The organism is Paraflavitalea devenefica, assembly GCF_011759375.1.
In the GTDB taxonomy this organism is placed as follows: domain Bacteria; phylum Bacteroidota; class Bacteroidia; order Chitinophagales; family Chitinophagaceae; genus Paraflavitalea; species Paraflavitalea devenefica.
Window position 1 is genome coordinate 115,824 of sequence record NZ_JAARML010000003.1, and the last position, 16,224, is coordinate 132,047.

General features: G+C 47.4%; 12 protein-coding genes. 8 read left to right on the top strand and 4 right to left on the bottom strand.

Going from position 1 to position 16,224, the window contains the following annotated elements:
* Positions 1-7: 7 nt before the first annotated feature.
* From HB364_RS18915 to HB364_RS18925, 3 genes are all read left to right on the top strand, one after another.
* Complete coding sequence (locus HB364_RS18915) at positions 8-844, top strand: sigma-70 family RNA polymerase sigma factor (RefSeq protein WP_167289859.1); 837 nt, start codon at positions 8-10, stop codon at positions 842-844.
* A gap of 69 nt (positions 845-913) precedes the next feature.
* A complete protein-coding gene (locus tag HB364_RS18920; protein ID WP_167289860.1) occupies positions 914-1,381 on the top strand; it encodes a carboxymuconolactone decarboxylase family protein in 468 nt (155 codons plus the stop codon).
* Between the two features lie 305 nt (positions 1,382-1,686).
* Positions 1,687-2,901 (top strand): MFS transporter, encoded by a 1,215-nt coding sequence (locus tag HB364_RS18925; protein ID WP_167289861.1) that lies wholly within the window; start codon positions 1,687-1,689, stop codon positions 2,899-2,901.
* A gap of 129 nt (positions 2,902-3,030) precedes the next feature.
* Here HB364_RS18925 and HB364_RS18930 read toward each other — a convergent pair whose 3' ends face one another.
* Positions 3,031-4,143, bottom strand: coding sequence for an energy transducer TonB (locus HB364_RS18930; protein WP_167289862.1), 1,113 nt, complete (start codon positions 4,141-4,143; stop codon positions 3,031-3,033).
* Positions 4,144-4,163: 20 nt separating this feature from the next.
* A complete protein-coding gene (locus HB364_RS18935) occupies positions 4,164-5,894 on the bottom strand; it encodes a M14 family metallopeptidase (RefSeq protein WP_167289863.1) in 1,731 nt (576 codons plus the stop codon).
* 130 nt (positions 5,895-6,024) lie between these two features.
* Here HB364_RS18935 and HB364_RS18940 point away from each other — a divergent pair, with 130 nt between their 5' ends.
* From HB364_RS18940 to HB364_RS18955, 4 genes are read left to right on the top strand one after another with little or no spacing between them, the layout of a single operon-like run.
* Positions 6,025-6,888: an ABC transporter permease gene (locus HB364_RS18940; protein WP_208420020.1), complete on the top strand. Its 864-nt coding sequence runs from the start codon at positions 6,025-6,027 to the stop codon at positions 6,886-6,888.
* Between the two features lie 5 nt (positions 6,889-6,893).
* Positions 6,894-8,171 (top strand): ABC transporter ATP-binding protein, encoded by a 1,278-nt coding sequence (locus HB364_RS18945; protein ID WP_167289864.1) that lies wholly within the window; start codon positions 6,894-6,896, stop codon positions 8,169-8,171.
* Positions 8,172-8,223: 52 nt separating this feature from the next.
* The gene (locus HB364_RS18950; protein WP_208420021.1) at positions 8,224-9,228 is read left to right on the top strand and encodes a glycosyltransferase family 2 protein; all 1,005 of its coding nucleotides are present in this window, start codon (positions 8,224-8,226) and stop codon (positions 9,226-9,228) included.
* Positions 9,228-10,295 (top strand): glycosyltransferase, encoded by a 1,068-nt coding sequence (locus HB364_RS18955; protein WP_167289865.1) that lies wholly within the window; start codon positions 9,228-9,230, stop codon positions 10,293-10,295. Before HB364_RS18950 ends, HB364_RS18955 begins: the two co-directional genes overlap by 1 nt.
* Positions 10,296-10,299: 4 nt before the next feature.
* On the opposite strand, the gene HB364_RS18960 is transcribed toward HB364_RS18955, so the two are convergent.
* Both HB364_RS18960 and rpsT read right to left on the bottom strand, forming a co-directional pair.
* Positions 10,300-12,522, bottom strand: coding sequence for a S41 family peptidase (locus HB364_RS18960; protein ID WP_167289866.1), 2,223 nt, complete (start codon positions 12,520-12,522; stop codon positions 10,300-10,302).
* 406 nt (positions 12,523-12,928) lie between these two features.
* Entirely contained in the window at positions 12,929-13,192 is a 264-nt protein-coding gene (gene rpsT / locus HB364_RS18965) for a 30S ribosomal protein S20 (RefSeq protein ID WP_167289867.1), read from the bottom strand.
* Between the two features lie 262 nt (positions 13,193-13,454).
* Between rpsT and HB364_RS18970 the strand changes: the two genes are divergently transcribed.
* Positions 13,455-16,205 (top strand): 2-oxoglutarate dehydrogenase E1 component, encoded by a 2,751-nt coding sequence (locus HB364_RS18970; protein WP_167289868.1) that lies wholly within the window; start codon positions 13,455-13,457, stop codon positions 16,203-16,205.
* Positions 16,206-16,224 lie beyond the last annotated feature (19 nt).

Consider the following 16,224-nt stretch of genomic DNA (forward strand, 5'->3'; position numbering starts at 1 on the left):
AATAGCTATGGAAGAGTTAAGGCCGTTGTTGACTACTTACGCTTATAATATCCTCGGATCTTATGAAGAAGCAAAAGACGTGGTGCAGGATGCCTTCCTGAAGTTCATGGATATAGACAGTGATAAGATCGAGGATAAGCGCAACTACCTAATACGTACAGTTGTTAACCTTTCCATTAATGCCAAGAAAAGGCAACAGAAGATCGTGGCTGCGTATACTGGTCCCTGGCTGCCGGAACCGGTAGCTACGGAAAAGGCCGATGCGGCCATTGTGCAAAAAGAGGTGTTATCGTATTCCCTGATGGTGTTATTGGAGAAACTGAATGCCCGGCAGCGGGCTGTTTTCATTCTCAAAGAGGCATTCGATTATGACCATGAAGAGATTGCCGGTGTGCTTGACATCAGTGTGGAAAACTCCAGGAAGCTGTTGAGCCGGGCCAAAGTACAACTTCAAAAAGGGACGCCCGTTAGCCGTCAGCCCCAACCTGTACAAACAGGTTATATTGATAAATACCTTTCCGCCATCCGGGAAGGCGATACCCGGCAACTGGAGCAAATGCTGCATGATGAGGTGGTCCTCCTGTCAGACGGAGGTGGAAAGGCAGTGGCCGCTACCAAACCGCTCATGGGCATTAAATCCGTTATCAGCTTCCTGGTGGGTGTTTTCACCAAGAGTTATAAAGAGACCCGTATTGAACAAGGAGAAGTGAATCATGAGCCTGCCTTGTTCTATTACCACAATGGACAATTGGTTACCTGCCAGATCTTTTCCATCCGGGACGGGCAGGTGGAGAACTTTTATTTTATGCGCAATCCCGATAAATTAAAAGAGCTTCAAAAATAATTGCCGGAACCTGTCACGTTTGCTTTCCCTGTTTTGTTTTCTATATATAAATCATAAAAACAAAATAATATGGAAAGGATTCCCCATTCAGAGTGGCCTGAAGGCATGTACCCGCTCATGGCCAATGTAGAAGCCTATATTGCCAAATCAGGGCTTGATCAGAAACTGGTAAAGCTGCTGAAATTCAGGGTGTCACAAATTAACAGTTGCGCTTATTGCCTTGATATGCATTACAAGGAAGCTATTCATATAGGCGAAACACCCCAGCGGCTTTACTCCGTATCAGCCTGGCGGGAGACACCCTATTATACACCCAAAGAGCAGGCGGCCCTGGCTTTTGCAGAAACGCTGACCCACCTGCCCGCGGAAGAGCACAGCGATCATATTCATGATGAGCTGGACAAGTATTTTTCTAAAAAGGAAATTGCCCATCTTACCCTGGTGATTGCACAGATCAATACATGGAACCGCCTTGTACGTTCTTTTGGTACGGTGCCTGGTGGTTATCAGGTAAGGGAAAAAGCTGCGGCCAATTAATAGTGGGGCGCTTACGATAAAGACGGTATAACCATAGAATGGCAACAATAATCAATAGTTATTTATTAATAATTATTGATTATTGTTGTTTATACAAGTGATACGCCTTTTCCTTCAATCCATCCACTTATTACTGCCATTGGCTCAAAACGTCCTGCTTTACTACGTCCCATTGCGGATATTTGCATCTCCCCCACCTGGATTACAGCCGGAGCATACTGCGTAAAATAAGATTGTTGTTCCCAACAATACCGGGAAAAGATTGTTTATGGATGTGTCTTAACGATTAAAACCAGCATGATTTTATGAGTCGCAAGGAAAGGATCATTCTCTTCATATTAGCCTGCCTGAATTTTACCCATATACTTGATTTCATGATCATGATGCCCCTGGGTAATTACCTCATGCCGTATTTCAAGATATCTACCCATTTTTTTAGCTGGATAGTAGCAGCTTATCCTGTTACGGCCTGTATATCAGGATTGATCGCTGCTTTTTATGTTGACCGCTTTGACCGTAAGAAGGTATTGCTCTTTGCCTATTGCGGTTTTATTATTGGTACGGTATGTTGCGGTATTGCCCCTGGTCCCGGCCTGCTGATGGCTGCCCGTGTACTGACAGGGGTATTTGGCGGATTGATCGGTGCGCAGGTATTGTCTATCATTGCCGATATATTCCCTTATGAAAAAAGAGGGCAGGCGATGGGGACTATTTTCATGGCTTTTTCTGTAGCGTCTATTGTGGGTGTTCCCTTCAGCCTGTACCTGGCCAGTCTTATTAGCTGGCATGCGCCGTTTATCTTTATCGGCATCCTGGGAGCCTGTATTGTGCCTTTTATTATCCGTTTCCTCCCGTCTATGAAGGTGCACCTGGCGCCTGTAACCGCCGGAGAGGCGCCTTATAAACCCGATGTGTCTAAAGTATTGGGTGATATTGTAGATAATAAGGCGCAGTTAACAGCTTTGTTCCTGTCGGGCTTACTCATGCTGGGCCACTTTATGATCATACCTTTTATTAATCCCTACATGGAATTTAATAAAGGCTTTACCAAGACACAAACACCCCTCATTTATATGATTGGGGGCGGCTGTACGTTGGTGTCGTCGTTTATCATTGGTAAGTTGTCTGACAAGTATGGTAAGTTCAGGATCTTTACTATTTGTATGTTGTGCTCGCTGGCGCCTATCTTTTTCATTACGAATATGCCGGGTATTCCCTTTGTAGCCGTACTGGCCATTTTTGCTGTATGGTTTGTGTTCTCTTCCGGCCGTAATATACCGGCGCAGGCCATGATCACTACGGTGGTGAACCCGGCACAGCGCGGGCAGTTCATGAGTTTTATTTCTTCTTTCCAGCAATTGTTTACCGGCCTGGCTTCCATTATCGCAGGTTTGATCGTGGTGGAAGGCGCCAATGGGAAGATACAGCGGTATAACTGGGTAGGTTATTTAAGCGTGGCCATTGTGGCCAGTACTTTTTTTATTGCACAGCGACTGGCAAAGCACCAGAAGCTGCGTTAAATAATTATGGCATTGTTGTGTCAGCATCAGGCGTACCCCAATAATCAATAGTTACTGATTAATAATATTGATTATTGCCTGATCATTTTAAAACCAAGGATGACTGCACTTTTGGCCGGGAATTCCTTCTTACCGGTAAAAAGGTACCTGGTATCGAACGGTGTAGTCAATAGGCCGGTTGTGCGAAATTGCCGGTGACCATTGCCCGATGGTATTGAAGAAGCGGATGACCTCATCCGACATGAGTTTATGTGGTGATGATAGTATTTTCAGGTCCTTCAGTTTGCCCTCTTTGGTAATGGTATATTTTATATGCACTGTGCCTTCGATATCGGTTCTTTTAAGTTCCTCGGGCCAGAACATATTGTCCAGGGCATATTTGTCAAAGTCGAGGAATTTGCCCTGTGGTACCGGTGGTTTCTGAATAGCGCAGGTATTGCCATAGAAATTGCCCTGTTCATCAAAGCACTCCAGGGCGGTTACTTTACTTTTTACATATTTTTCCCGGCTGCTGCGGGTGCCATCTTCCCGGAAATATTCCCATTCACCTTCCTGTATGTTGTGCATGTAGGAACCCATTGATTCAAGGTTCCCATTCTTATACCAATTCTTCCATACACCGTCCTTACGGTCCAGCTTGTAGGCGCCGGAGTCCCGCAACTGTCCATCCGGATAGAAGTTCATGGCGGTACCCTGCATAATGCTAACACTGGTATCGCCTGCCAATATGGAAGGCCTTTTGTCAAACTTTCCTCCCATACCAATGGTCACTGTATTAATGTTTTCGGGGCCAGGGTAATTGATAATAGATACCAACTGACCCGAATCATTCCACCTATGCCATTCTCCTGTGTAATGATTGTTTTTGTAGGCCCCTGAATCTTTCAGCTTTCCGTTCGGGTACCAAAACATCCATGGCCCCTGTTTGATGTTATTTTCATAAGACCCTTCTGCCGCCTTCACTTTTTTGGGATGATACAGTGTAAAGGGCCCATCTTTAATAGTTAGTTTCTCATCCTGGAAATAAGCTTTCAATAAAACATTGGTATCGGGGTATACAGACATTAATAACCAATGATCACCGGTTTTTACCGCCAGGGCCGGTAGCTCACCGTTGGCTTTATTGGTGAGGGCAAGCCCGAGGGTCAGGTATTTACGGATGGTGTCTGGTTGCTTTTTTTGTGCCAGGCTGGTATAGCAACAGATGGTAGCGACCAATAAAAAAGTAATTGTTTTATACATAGGCTAAGAATGTTCAGTAATCAATGCTCAATTATCCTGAATACAGGGTACCGCATGTGCGCCGGTTCATAATACGGTGAATTCCTGTAGATAAAATCCAATTGCGCGCCGGCGCTTTTGGCGAGGGTGGTATCCGTAGCTTTCTTTTCTTCCAGTTTGGTTTTTAGTTCAGGGTGTTCTTTCAGGTATTGTGCGGCAATATCTTCAAATGCATAGCCACTGAACCCTTCTTTTTGTCCCAGTATCCCGTCAAAATAATTCCAGGCAAAGTAAGAGTCATCAGCCTGTGGTTCCAGTACTTCTATGAGAAAGCGGTTGGCCACCTGGTTCATGGGGATATAGTAATCGCCTTTGCGGAAAGAGAGCTTTTGCATACTGGCACTCACTTTCACATCAGTGTTCAGGTGGTGCATCTCATAGGGGCGGGGAGAGGTTTTATAATCTTCAATGCGGTATACTTCCACTTCCATCGCGGTGTCTCTGGCCAAGGGCTTCATCTGCACCTTATTCAGTTTCAACAGGTCAATGATCTTCCACCAGCCCTGTGGTACGATGTAAGCTGCCGGTTTTTTAATGGTAGTTTTGGCATCGAAGTAGTTATAATATTTCAGTTGCTTTTCGTAAGGTTTACTACGGTCATAATAGAGCCTGGACAAGCCTGAAATATCGCTGGGCTTGCGGATGGCTTCATATCCTTTAAAAGTAACTTCTGCATTTTTATTCCTGTTTAATACCCAGCTAACCGGGAAATCTGTTTGTTGCTTTACTGATTGTTTGGTTTGTTCCCGCAGTTGTTTAATGGCCTGGCTGTTCTTAGTGGTGAATGCGATAAAGCTTTCCATCAGGGCATAGGTGGATTGTACCCTTTGCTCATAGCTTTTCAGCATGTGTGTTTCGGGCACAAAGGCAAAGGTGTGCCACAGAGTAGCATAACCACTGCTGTAGCGGGGACCATCAAAGTAAGCCGTAAGGCCTGCATCGGGTGTATTACCCCCAAAGCTGACATAAGGCACGAGGTCGTACCCTTTTTCTTTCATCAGTGCATACAAGCCCGGTTCAAATTGTTTATTCAGGTATTCACCCATTGCCCCGCCCAGCTTGCTGTGCTGGGAGGTGAGCAGGGTCATGACATGTTGGTAGTCGGCGCCATTGCTCACATGATTGTCTACAAATACATCGGGATCACACAAGTGAAAGATCTCCGCGAAAGACCTCGCTTCTTTGGAATCGGCTTTGATGAAATCCCTGTTCAGGTCCAGGTTCTGTGAGTTGCCGCGAAAGCCAAATTCCTTTGGTCCGTTCTGGTCTACCCGGTAAAAGGCGCTGCGGTTGAGGCAGCCGCCAATATTGTATACGGGAATGATAGCCAGCACCAAATTGGCCGGTAAGGTCTTTTTATGGGTAACTATATCACGCACCAGCAACATGCTGGCGTCAATACCATCGGGTTCGCCGGGATGGATACCATTATTGATCAGGATAAAACGCCTGTCCTTCTTTTTGAGGCTGGCAATGTCTACGTCTTTATCGGCCGACACAATGACCAGGTGTAAGGGAAAGCCTGCATCAGTGGGTCCCATGGTGAGCATTTTGACCTGCGGAAATCGCTCATCCAACTGTTTCCACCAGGCAATCGCTTCCTGGTAGGTGGGTGTTTCCTGGTAATTGGATTGTTCATACTTCGTGGAAATGGTCTGGGCTGTAAGCAGGAACGGAATAAAGGCACAAAAACACAGTAGAATTGTTCTCATTTTGGCTGGTTATGCTATAAAAATAAGGAAGCCAAATTTAAGTAAGCCGGCCAGGACTTGTTTTCACTTAAATTTATAGAGGCGGCTTTGATCAGGAATCGTTTATTACCTTTAAGCATAATATTTGCACATGGCGTCAGAGGCCGGCACAAATGAACATTGGGATTGGGAAATCAGTAACCGCAGTAGCTGGTGCAATTGGTCGCTGCATGAGTTATGGGCCTACCGGCACCTGCTGTTCCGGTTTATCAAGCGGGACTTCCTTGTCAATTACCAGCAAACGATCCTGGGCCCCTTGTGGGTAATATTACAACCTGCTTTAACGCTGGTGGTGTATGTGTGGGTATTCGGCCACTGGATGGGTATTCCTACCGGTTCGGCGCCGCCGGTACTTTTCTTTCTTTGCGGCATTCTTTTATGGGGTTTGTGCAACGACCTGTTTACCGGCACTGCTTTTATTTTTACTTATTATAGTTACCTCTATAGCAAAGTATATTTCCCCCGCCTCATTGTTCCCTTATCGGTTGCCGGTACACATGTGGTACGCTTCCTGATCCAACTGGTATTGCTGCTGATCGTATTTGGTTATTACTGGCTTTGGCGCGATTACCCGGTTACTTTTAATGCCTGGACACTGTTTCTGCCGGTGGCCATGCTGCTCACCGCCCTTTTTGCGTTATCCTTCGGACTGATATTTTCTATCCTTACGGCAAGGTACCGTGACCTTACGAATATTGTTCACCTGGGTATCCGGCTATTCATGTTTGTAACGCCGGTTATCTATCCTGTGTCGCTGGTGCCGCCGGGTATTAGGTGGTTTGTGAATGCGAATCCTTTATCGCCGCTCTTTGAGGTATTCAGGTATGCCTTGCTTGGGCAGGGTACGTTTACCCCCGGACAATTGCTGTATAGTACGTTATCTATAACCCTGTTATTCTTTTTTTCACTGGCCTGGTTTAATAAACAGGCCGTTAGGCTGATAGATGTAGTATAACCAATATGAGCGATATCGTCATAGAAGCAACGGATGTATCCAAGTTGTACCGGCTGGGCGTAGCAGGTACAGGCTCTTTCCGCCAGGACCTCAAAAGATGGTGGACAAAGAACCTGACCAGCCGGGAGGACCCATTTTTTCATACCGGTGATAATCGGGGAGCGCATTCTTTATCGGAGGTAAGAGCATTGGACCATGTCAGTTTCCAGATAAGGCAGGGCGAGATATGGGGTATTGTTGGTAATAACGGCGCCGGTAAATCTACTTTATTAAAGATCATATCCCGGATCATTCAACCCACCGCAGGGCAGGTGAGGGGCAAGGGTACTATCGGTAGCCTGCTGGAGGTAGGAACAGGCTTTCATGGAGAGCTTACCGGCCGGGAGAATGTGTATATCAGCGGCTATTTGCTGGGCATGAATAAAGCCCAGGTGAAGCAAAGGTTTGATGAGATCGTTGAGTTTTCAGGTATTGAAAAGTTTATCGATACACCGGTCAAGCGTTATTCTTCCGGTATGTATGTGCGGCTTGCTTTTTCAGTGGCCGCTCACCTGGAACCGGATATCCTGATCATGGATGAAGTGCTGGCCGTAGGCGATACGGCTTTCCAGAAGAAATGCCTGGACAAGATGCAGCAGGTGGCGAATGAAAGTCACCGCACAATTCTATTTGTGAGCCACAATATGCAGGCTGTTAATCACCTCTGCCGCCAGGCTATGTGGCTGCAGCAGGGAAAGCTGGTAACGATGGGAACTGCTGCCCAGGTGGTGAACAGTTATATCGGCAGCCTGCAACAACATAAGCTGGGTTTTCAATCGGCGGATATTGCAACAGCGCCCGGTAATGAATTGGTACGGATATTGTCATTTGAGCTGATCCCCGATCTTAAGAACCCCGGCGACGTAATAGATATACGTACGCCATTGACCGTACAGTTCAGTATTTATAATAATGAACCGGGCATGGTGCTCAATGCCGGACTGCACCTGCATAATTATGCGGGGGACTGCATTTTCGATGTAGCTTCACCAGTGGCGGTTTGTCCGGCGGGGATCATACAGGGCGAGTGCCGCATCCCGGGTCATTTCCTGAATGACGGATCTTATTATTTTTCACTGATCATCGTCCGGGATACCTCTATTCCCGTATATTATCACGAGGCGGGGATCCATTTTGAAGTGGCCGATTACCGGGAAGGCACTACCTGGTTTGGCAAGTGGAAGGGGGCTGTGCGTCCGCAGTTTCCTTTCCGGTTTGGTGTTGATCCAGGTCATGTTGAATAACAATGTGTAATACATACCTTTGAAAATAGATAAGAAAGTTTAATGTTTGCCTGTGGAAAGAATTCCGTCTTCCCCTCCCCCTATTAAACCGCTTCCGAAGCAGGAGAGCCGGCCCCGCTGGTCGGTAATGATCCCGGTTTATAACTGCTCGGGTTTCCTTTCAGAAACACTACAGGCTGTATTGCAGCAGGCACTGCCTGAAGAGCAGATGCAGATCGAAGTAATTGATGATGGCAGTACAGATGCTGATGTGGCAGCGCTGGTGCAGCAGATAAGTCATGGCCGGGTGGGCTATTTCCGGCAGCCGCAGAATGTGGGCAGTTTGCGGAATTTTGAAACCTGCATTAACAGGGCCACCGGACACCTTGTTCATATTCTGCATGGCGATGACCTTATCAAGCCTGGTTATTATGATAGCATGCAACGCCTGTTTGACCGTTATCCGCAGATCGGGGCAGCTTTTTGCCGGTATGTTTATATAGGTCAAAGCAGCAAGCCGCTGTATTACCGGGATGCTGAAATGGATACGCCGGGTATTCTGGACAATTGGTTGCTGCGCCTGGCCGAACGGCAGCGGCTTCAGTTTTGCACGGTTACGGTGAAAAGGGAGGTATATGAAAAGCTGGGTGGTTTCTATGGCGTTGATTATGGCGAAGACTGGGAGATGTGGATGCGCATTGCGCGTGATTATCCGGTGGCCTATGAACCTGCCGTGCTGGCTGCCTACCGCCTCCACATGGCTTCCATTTCCGGGCAATCTTATACTTCTGCGAAAAACCTGAAGGACCTGCAATGGGTGATCCAAACTATTCAGCAGTACCTGCCGGAACCTGACAGGGAAAGACTTTATAAGAAAGCGATGAAGTTCTATGCCCATTACGCTATCAAAATAGCCAATGACCTGTGGTATGGTCTGCATAACCGGGAGGGAGCCAGAACGCAGGTACAGGAAGCATTGCTGATGCACAAAGATCCGTTGATGTATTGGAAGATCGCCAAGCTGTATACCAAAATGGCTTTGAATATAACCTCATTCATACCACGTAAAAACAATTGATGAAGGCAGGCATTACTATCCTGATATGCACGTATAATGGCGCTGCGCGTTTGCCCGCCACCCTTCAGCATATTGCCCAACAACATGTTCCTGCTTCCTTACCCTGTGAGGTAATCCTGGTAGACAATGCTTCTGCTGATAATACGGCGCAACTGGCACAATCGGGCTGGGAAAAGTATGATACCTCCCTTGAGCTAACAATTATAACGGAACCCAGGCCCGGACTTACTTATGCCCGGGAAACAGGCTTTGCCCATGCCGCTTATGAATATATTATTCTCTGCGATGATGACAACTGGCTGGGGCCTTCCTATATAGAGACTGTTTTCTCTATCATGGAGCAGCATCCTGCTATTGGTTTGCTGGGTGGGCGTGGAGAGTTTATTTATGAGACACCACCGCCGGAATGGATCACGATCTTAAACCTGTATGCCGGCGGTGCACAGGCTACAGAGAACGGGCAGGTAGCAGATGGAGTGGTGTATGGCGCCGGCGCCACCCTCCGGAAATCGGCTTATGAAGCGCTCGTACGCAATGGCTTTATTTCTGCCCTGACCGACCGGGTAGGTTACCAGTTAAGTTCGGGGGGAGATTATGAGTTGTGTTATGCACTCGCCTTAGCCGGCTATAGCATCTGGTATGATGAAAGGTTGTATTTCCAGCATTTTATTACTTCCAACAGGCTTACGCAAGCGTATTGCCTCACGTATATAGAAGAAAGCTCCCGTTGCTTTTCTGTACTGGAGCCTTATAAGATCCTGTTGAAAACAGGCAGTACCAGCAGGAAGGTCTTTCGCCGGGAACTGATCAAGAGCTTTGGGTACCATGTAAAGAAAACAGCTTCCCTGTTGTTCAAAAATGCTTTTAGTAAAAAAAGCCCTGCAGAACGGATCGGATACCAATTAAAACTTACCCTTTTAAAGCGGCGGCTTCGATCGTACCGCCAGTATAGCATTATGGAAGATAATTTCTCCAAAGCAGTATCGTTGCGTGCTACTCTTCGACAGGCTTCTTTAGACTTAGCCGGTCCACAGGACTCTTTGGAGGAAGGCGTAAAGGCGGTATAATTAGCTAAGAACGTTTTCCATTTATGTAGGCTATAGCGGCTTCCAGTACTTCGTCCCTGCCTTCTTTAATGCCCTGTGCTGTGGGCCTAACAGTTTTGTCTATTCTTACCCCAACCTGCTGGGTGGGTGTTTTATCGGGATAGAATACGCCCAGGCCGGTCATGTAAGTAGAGTGGCCTCCGGGCAGGTAGAGCAGGGAGGAATTGCCATCTGCGCCGGAGGTCTGGCTGCCAATGGTATAACTGCCTGGTACCGATTGAAAGGCCATTGTACTCCATTCTGCGTGGCTCTGGGTAGTTTCATTGACCAGCACCACTATTTTACCACCGTACAGGAATTTATTGTTTTTCTTATCCCAGGCCCCACATTTCGAAATTTCTTTACTCCACCTGAAAGCGCCGGGATAATCAAAGTCGGGATAGGTGTATATGGCAAAGGCTACAGGTGCGGCATTCAAATACTCAGCGATCTGCTGTACTGTGCTCCTGGGATAGTTCCGGGTATCAAAAATGATAGACCTTGTATCCTTCAATGCCTGCATCATACTATCCACCTGCGTCCTTTCTATCAAACCCATGTTGACGTAGCCAATGTTGCCCGGTAAGATCTTCCAGTAAGTACTGTCTCTTTTATACTGGTAGTTAAGTGCGTCGTAAGTATATCGTTGGGCCTGCCTGGTAAAAGACCGGCCATTCCTGCGCACCGTGAGCATTACCTGAGGTTCTCTGCCACCGGCAATGGTGTTCTGATAACTTAGCCTGCGTAAGGTGGTAGGGTAGTTGGAGCCGCTCATCAGTCCTTTTCTTTCTTCGATGAGTTGTTTTATGGTATGGTCTCCTATTTTTTCGATCACATCTCCTTTTTGCAAACCCGCCAACGCTGCAAGAGAATCATTATATATCCCCGTTACTATGAGCTCGTCATTGTAGATGTAGGTGATTACGGGCAGGTATAGTTCATATTGTTTGGCTACGATCCGGTTATAGCTGTTGGCATGCGAGTCGTTCACGCTGGTGATCAATTGAACCAGGAATGTATTATAGATCAGTGAATCTTTGGCCTCTGCCATGCGGGGAATAAAGGTATAGAGCACTTCATTCCAGTTTTTGCCAATGATGTTTTTATAGGGATAGAAGTAATGGATCATGTTCCAGTAACGGAATAGTGCCAGCAACCGGAAGTTTTCATTGGGATAATCGCTGTTGCGCCACTTGTATTCCGGTTCATTTTGAAACAGTGCATTACTGGCCCTGTCGTACTTCACATAGTGCCCGGGCCCTTTGTGGCGGTTGGCCAGCAGGAATTGTAGTTTATCCTGCAAGGGAACAGAAAGATGCGGGTCTTTCATCCAGTCCAGGTCAATGTTGTAGGCGAGTGCTTCTTTGGGCATTTCGGCTGAGCAGTCGCGACAGGCTTTTATTGTTCCCTGTTCCTCTATCCAGTGTAACAGCGAATCGCTGAAGGCAGCATCGGTGGTTGTGTTTTTGGCAATGGATATCATGCGGAATAGTTCCATATCCCAGTTGAGGTTGCCTTTGGCTACTTCGGGGTGATAGTATTTCAGGAATCCCCAGATTTGCCCGAGCAGGGCCAGGCGGGTAACCTGCTCCCGGGTGAGTGGTTGTATGGTTTCATTGACCGGCTTGCAGAAAGACGCGGTTTCCTGTATGGGCTTTCCATCAGCCAGTATGGTAAAATGGTCGAGCCACATGCTTTCTTCTCCGCTATAACCTGTTGTAATACGGATGTGGTCAATGGGAAAGCTGAATTTACTCATATCCAACTCGAGGGAATATAAGGTCCAGGCGGTGTCGCGGATGGTCAGCATGTCTGATGCTGTGGTTTTTTCTCCTTTGTCCTGGCTCAGCAATACGCCTACCCCGCCGGGTTTTCCTCCCGCAATTTTAGCATAGAAGGTGACTTTCAGTTTTTTGCAGGGCACATCGGGATAGATGATGTTTACAAATTGCCCGTCGGACCTATCCGGCGCCTCAGGGGCATATTGAAGCCGTGCGGCATAGCGACCCTGGTAGCGGGTGATGCTGTCGGGCGCTATCCGGTATTGTTTTTTGTAATAAGAGGTTTTGTACCAGGGGGCAAAGCTGTGGTAAGTAATATTGAATTGATCCAGGGACAGGTTCCAGGGATCTTCCTGGGCGCAGGCAGTTTGCGTGGTCAATAAGCTGGTAATCAGTAAGAAAAGGTAGGTAGCAAAGCGAATGTTCATGATGATAAAGGTTCGGTTTACAGTTGGCGGTTTCCCGGACAGGTAGTTTATTCTCTGCAATTGCCGGGAACAGTGCCTATGACTGGTCACAGAGAGGTACTCAACCCTATGGGGAATGCCTTGTTTACAAGTAAGGACGAGTAGGGTGTGCAGTATGGTTGGGTAGGGTAACCTGGGGATAATCTACGGGTAATCCCCGGATGATCCTAAAATGACGTTCTCTATAGATTCTCTGTAAGTTCCCTGTATGTTCTCTGTAAGTTCTCTGTAGCTATTGACATATTTTGTTTTTTGTAAAGTGTAGGCGGCCAGGCAGGAGGGTGTAATACAGAGGGCCAGACACAAAAAAATAGTCCCATCACGAGTGAGGGGACTACAGTAGCTTTTATAAAGAGTCTCGGAAAAACTATTTTGCCGCAACCTGGGCATTCACTTTCTTAGTCAGCTTGCTTTTCAGGTTAGCTGCCTTGTTCTTGTGAATGATACCTCTTTTAGCGAGTTTATCGATCATAGAGGCAACATCAGGCAACTGCTCAGCAGCTTCCTTACCGGTCTTCAACGCTTTCAGGTCACGGATGGCATTACGGGTAGTTTTTCCGTAATACTTGTTTCTTTCCCTGCGTTTGGTAGCCTGACGCACATCTTTTTTGGTAGCCTTATGATTTGCCATGTTCTTTCGAAAAATTTAGGACGGCAAAGGTAACGCCCAACAGGGAATAATCAAAAAAAAAGGGGGTTATTTTCTAAAACGCATCCAAATGGTACAAAATCAATAGGTAGCAGTTAAAACCCCGTGGAGAACAAGTGTATGCTATTCCTTGTTATCTAAATGCAATAAAATAGCCCCATAGGCTGTTAATCAGGGAATCTGTGGTTATATTTGTACCCCGATTTTAAATACCTATATTCTTTTAGCATTCAATGGCTTCTTCATGAAGGATTTTTCGTACATCACCAGTTCATCTCCGGCTTTTATTGAGAGTCTCTACCAGGATTTTGTGAAAGACCCCAATAGTGTGGATCCGGAGCTCAAGAAATTTTTCGAAGGATTTGACTTTGCTGTCGGTGAAGGCAGGAACGGCGCCAATGGTATGGCTGTTGCCGAAGCTACAGGCGTTGCCGGCGGTATTGACTGGAAGAAAGAGGTAGGCGCTTATCGCCTTATCCTCGGCTACCGCAATAAGGGTCACCTGATCGCTAAAACCAACCCCATCCGTCCCCGTAAAGACAGGGGCGCTAACCTGGACCTCGCCTTCTTCGGTTTTACAGAAGAAGACCTTGATAAAACATTCCATGCCGGCAATATGATCGGCCTGGGTACTACCACCCTCCGTAATATCCTCACCCACCTGCAAAACTGCTATGCAGCCCACGTGGGCATCGAGTTTAAGTATATCAGTGACCAGAAAAAGGTAGATTGGCTTACCGGTGAGATGGAGCGCAATTTCAATAAGCCTTTTGCGGTGGAAAAGAAAAAGCGGATCCTTGAAAAGCTGAACCAGGGGGTATTGTTTGAAAAGTTCCTTCATACGAAGTATATCGGCCAGAAGCGTTTCTCCCTGGAAGGTGGTGAAACGACGATTGCCGCACTGGACGCCATTATCAATATTGCTGCCGACCATCATGTACAGGAAGTAGTGATCGGTATGGCCCACCGTGGCCGCCTGAATGTGCTGGCGAATATTATGGGTAAGACGTATGAGCAGATCTTCAGTGAGTTTGAAGGTACCGCCAAGCTGGACCAGACAATGGGCAGCGGCGACGTGAAGTATCACATGGGTTATGGCAGTGAGGTGCAGACGCCTGCTAATAAAACGGTTCACCTGAAGCTGATGCCCAACCCTTCGCACCTGGAAGCGGTAGACCCGGTGGTAGTTGGTTTTGCCCGCGCAAAAGCGGATGTATTGTACGAAAGTGATTTTGATAAGATATTACCCATCCTCATTCATGGCGACGCTTCTGTAGCCGGACAAGGTATAGTGTATGAAGTGGCGCAGATGAGCGACCTGGAAGGTTATTACACCGGTGGCACGATCCACTTTGTGATCAATAACCAGATCGGCTTCACCACCGATTTTGAAGATGCCCGCAGCGCTGACTACTGTACATCCCTGGCTGCCATGATCCAGGCTCCGGTGATGCACGTGAATGGCGATGATGCAGAGGCAGTGGTAAAATGCGTGGAGATAGCCACCCGCTATCGCCAGGAGTTTAATTCCGATGTATTTATTGATATGGTGTGTTACCGCCGTCATGGTCACAATGAAGGCGATGACCCCAAGTTTACCCAGCCACACCTGTATGCCTTGATTGAAAAGCATGCCAATCCCCGCGAAGAATATACTTCTTACCTGTTGGAAAACGGAGAAGCCGATGCCAAAGAGATGGCCAAGGAGATGGAGAAGAAGTTCTGGGCCGACCTGCAGGAACGCCTGGACGATGTAAAGCAGAATCCTTTGCCCTATCACTACCAACAGCCGGAGCTGGACTGGAAGACCCTGCGCAAAGCCAATGCAGATGATTTTGACCAGAGCCCTTTCACCGCTATTAGTGATGCTGATTTCAAGAAGGTATTTGAAGCCCTCATGAAATGGCCTGATGACTTCAAGCCATTGAAGAAGGTGGAAAAGATACTACAGGATAAAGTAAAGTTGTTTAATGAAGAAGGTAAAATAGACTGGGCTACCGGTGAGCTAATGGCCTACGGCAGCCTGCTGCTGGATGGCAAGGATGTGCGGATGAGCGGACAGGATGTGAAGCGCGGTACTTTCTCGCACCGCCATGCTGTGCTGCGTGATGAGAATACCGATAAGGCCTACAGCCGCCTCAGCAATATTCCCGATGCCAAAGGCAAGTTCAGGATCTATAATTCATTGCTCAGCGAATATGGCGTACTGGGATTTGAATATGGCTATGCCATGGCCAACCCCAATGCCCTGGTATTGTGGGAAGCGCAGTTTGGCGATTTCTGTAATGGCGCCCAAACGATGATTGACCAGTTCATTGCTGCCGGTGAGCAGAAATGGAACCGCATGAATGGTGTGGGCATGTTACTGCCACATGGTTATGAAGGACAGGGACCTGAGCACAGCAGTGCCCGTATGGAAAGGTTCCTGCAGATGTGTGCCGAGCTGAATATGGTAGCTACCAATATTACTACAGCCGCCAACTTCTTCCATGCCCTGCGCAGGCAACTGGCCTGGCCGTTCCGCAAGCCCTGGATCAATTTCTCGCCGAAGGCCAATCTTCGTCACCCCGGTACTTATTCACCACAGCAGGAGTTCCTGCAGGGTGGTTTCAAAGAAGTGATTGACGATGTTTTTGTGGGCGATGCCAACCAGGTGAAAAAGGTATTGTTCTGCAGTGGTAAAGTATATTTTGACCTGGCCGAACGTCAGCAAAAAGAGGACAGAAAAGATACGGCCATCATCCGTGTGGAACAACTGTATCCGCTGCCGCTGAAGCAACTGGAGGCATTGTATGCCAAGTACAGCAAGGCCACCTGGTTCTGGGTACAGGAAGAGCCGCTGAATATGGGCGCTGCGGCTTACCTGCAAATGAACCTGAAGACGATCAATTACGGTGTGATCAGCCGCCAGCCCAGCGCTGCCACGGCCACTGGTTATATGAAGGTGCATGCACAGGAGCAGAGTGAGATAATTGATACGGCGTTTTCTATTTAAAATGAAGTAATTTGCTTGT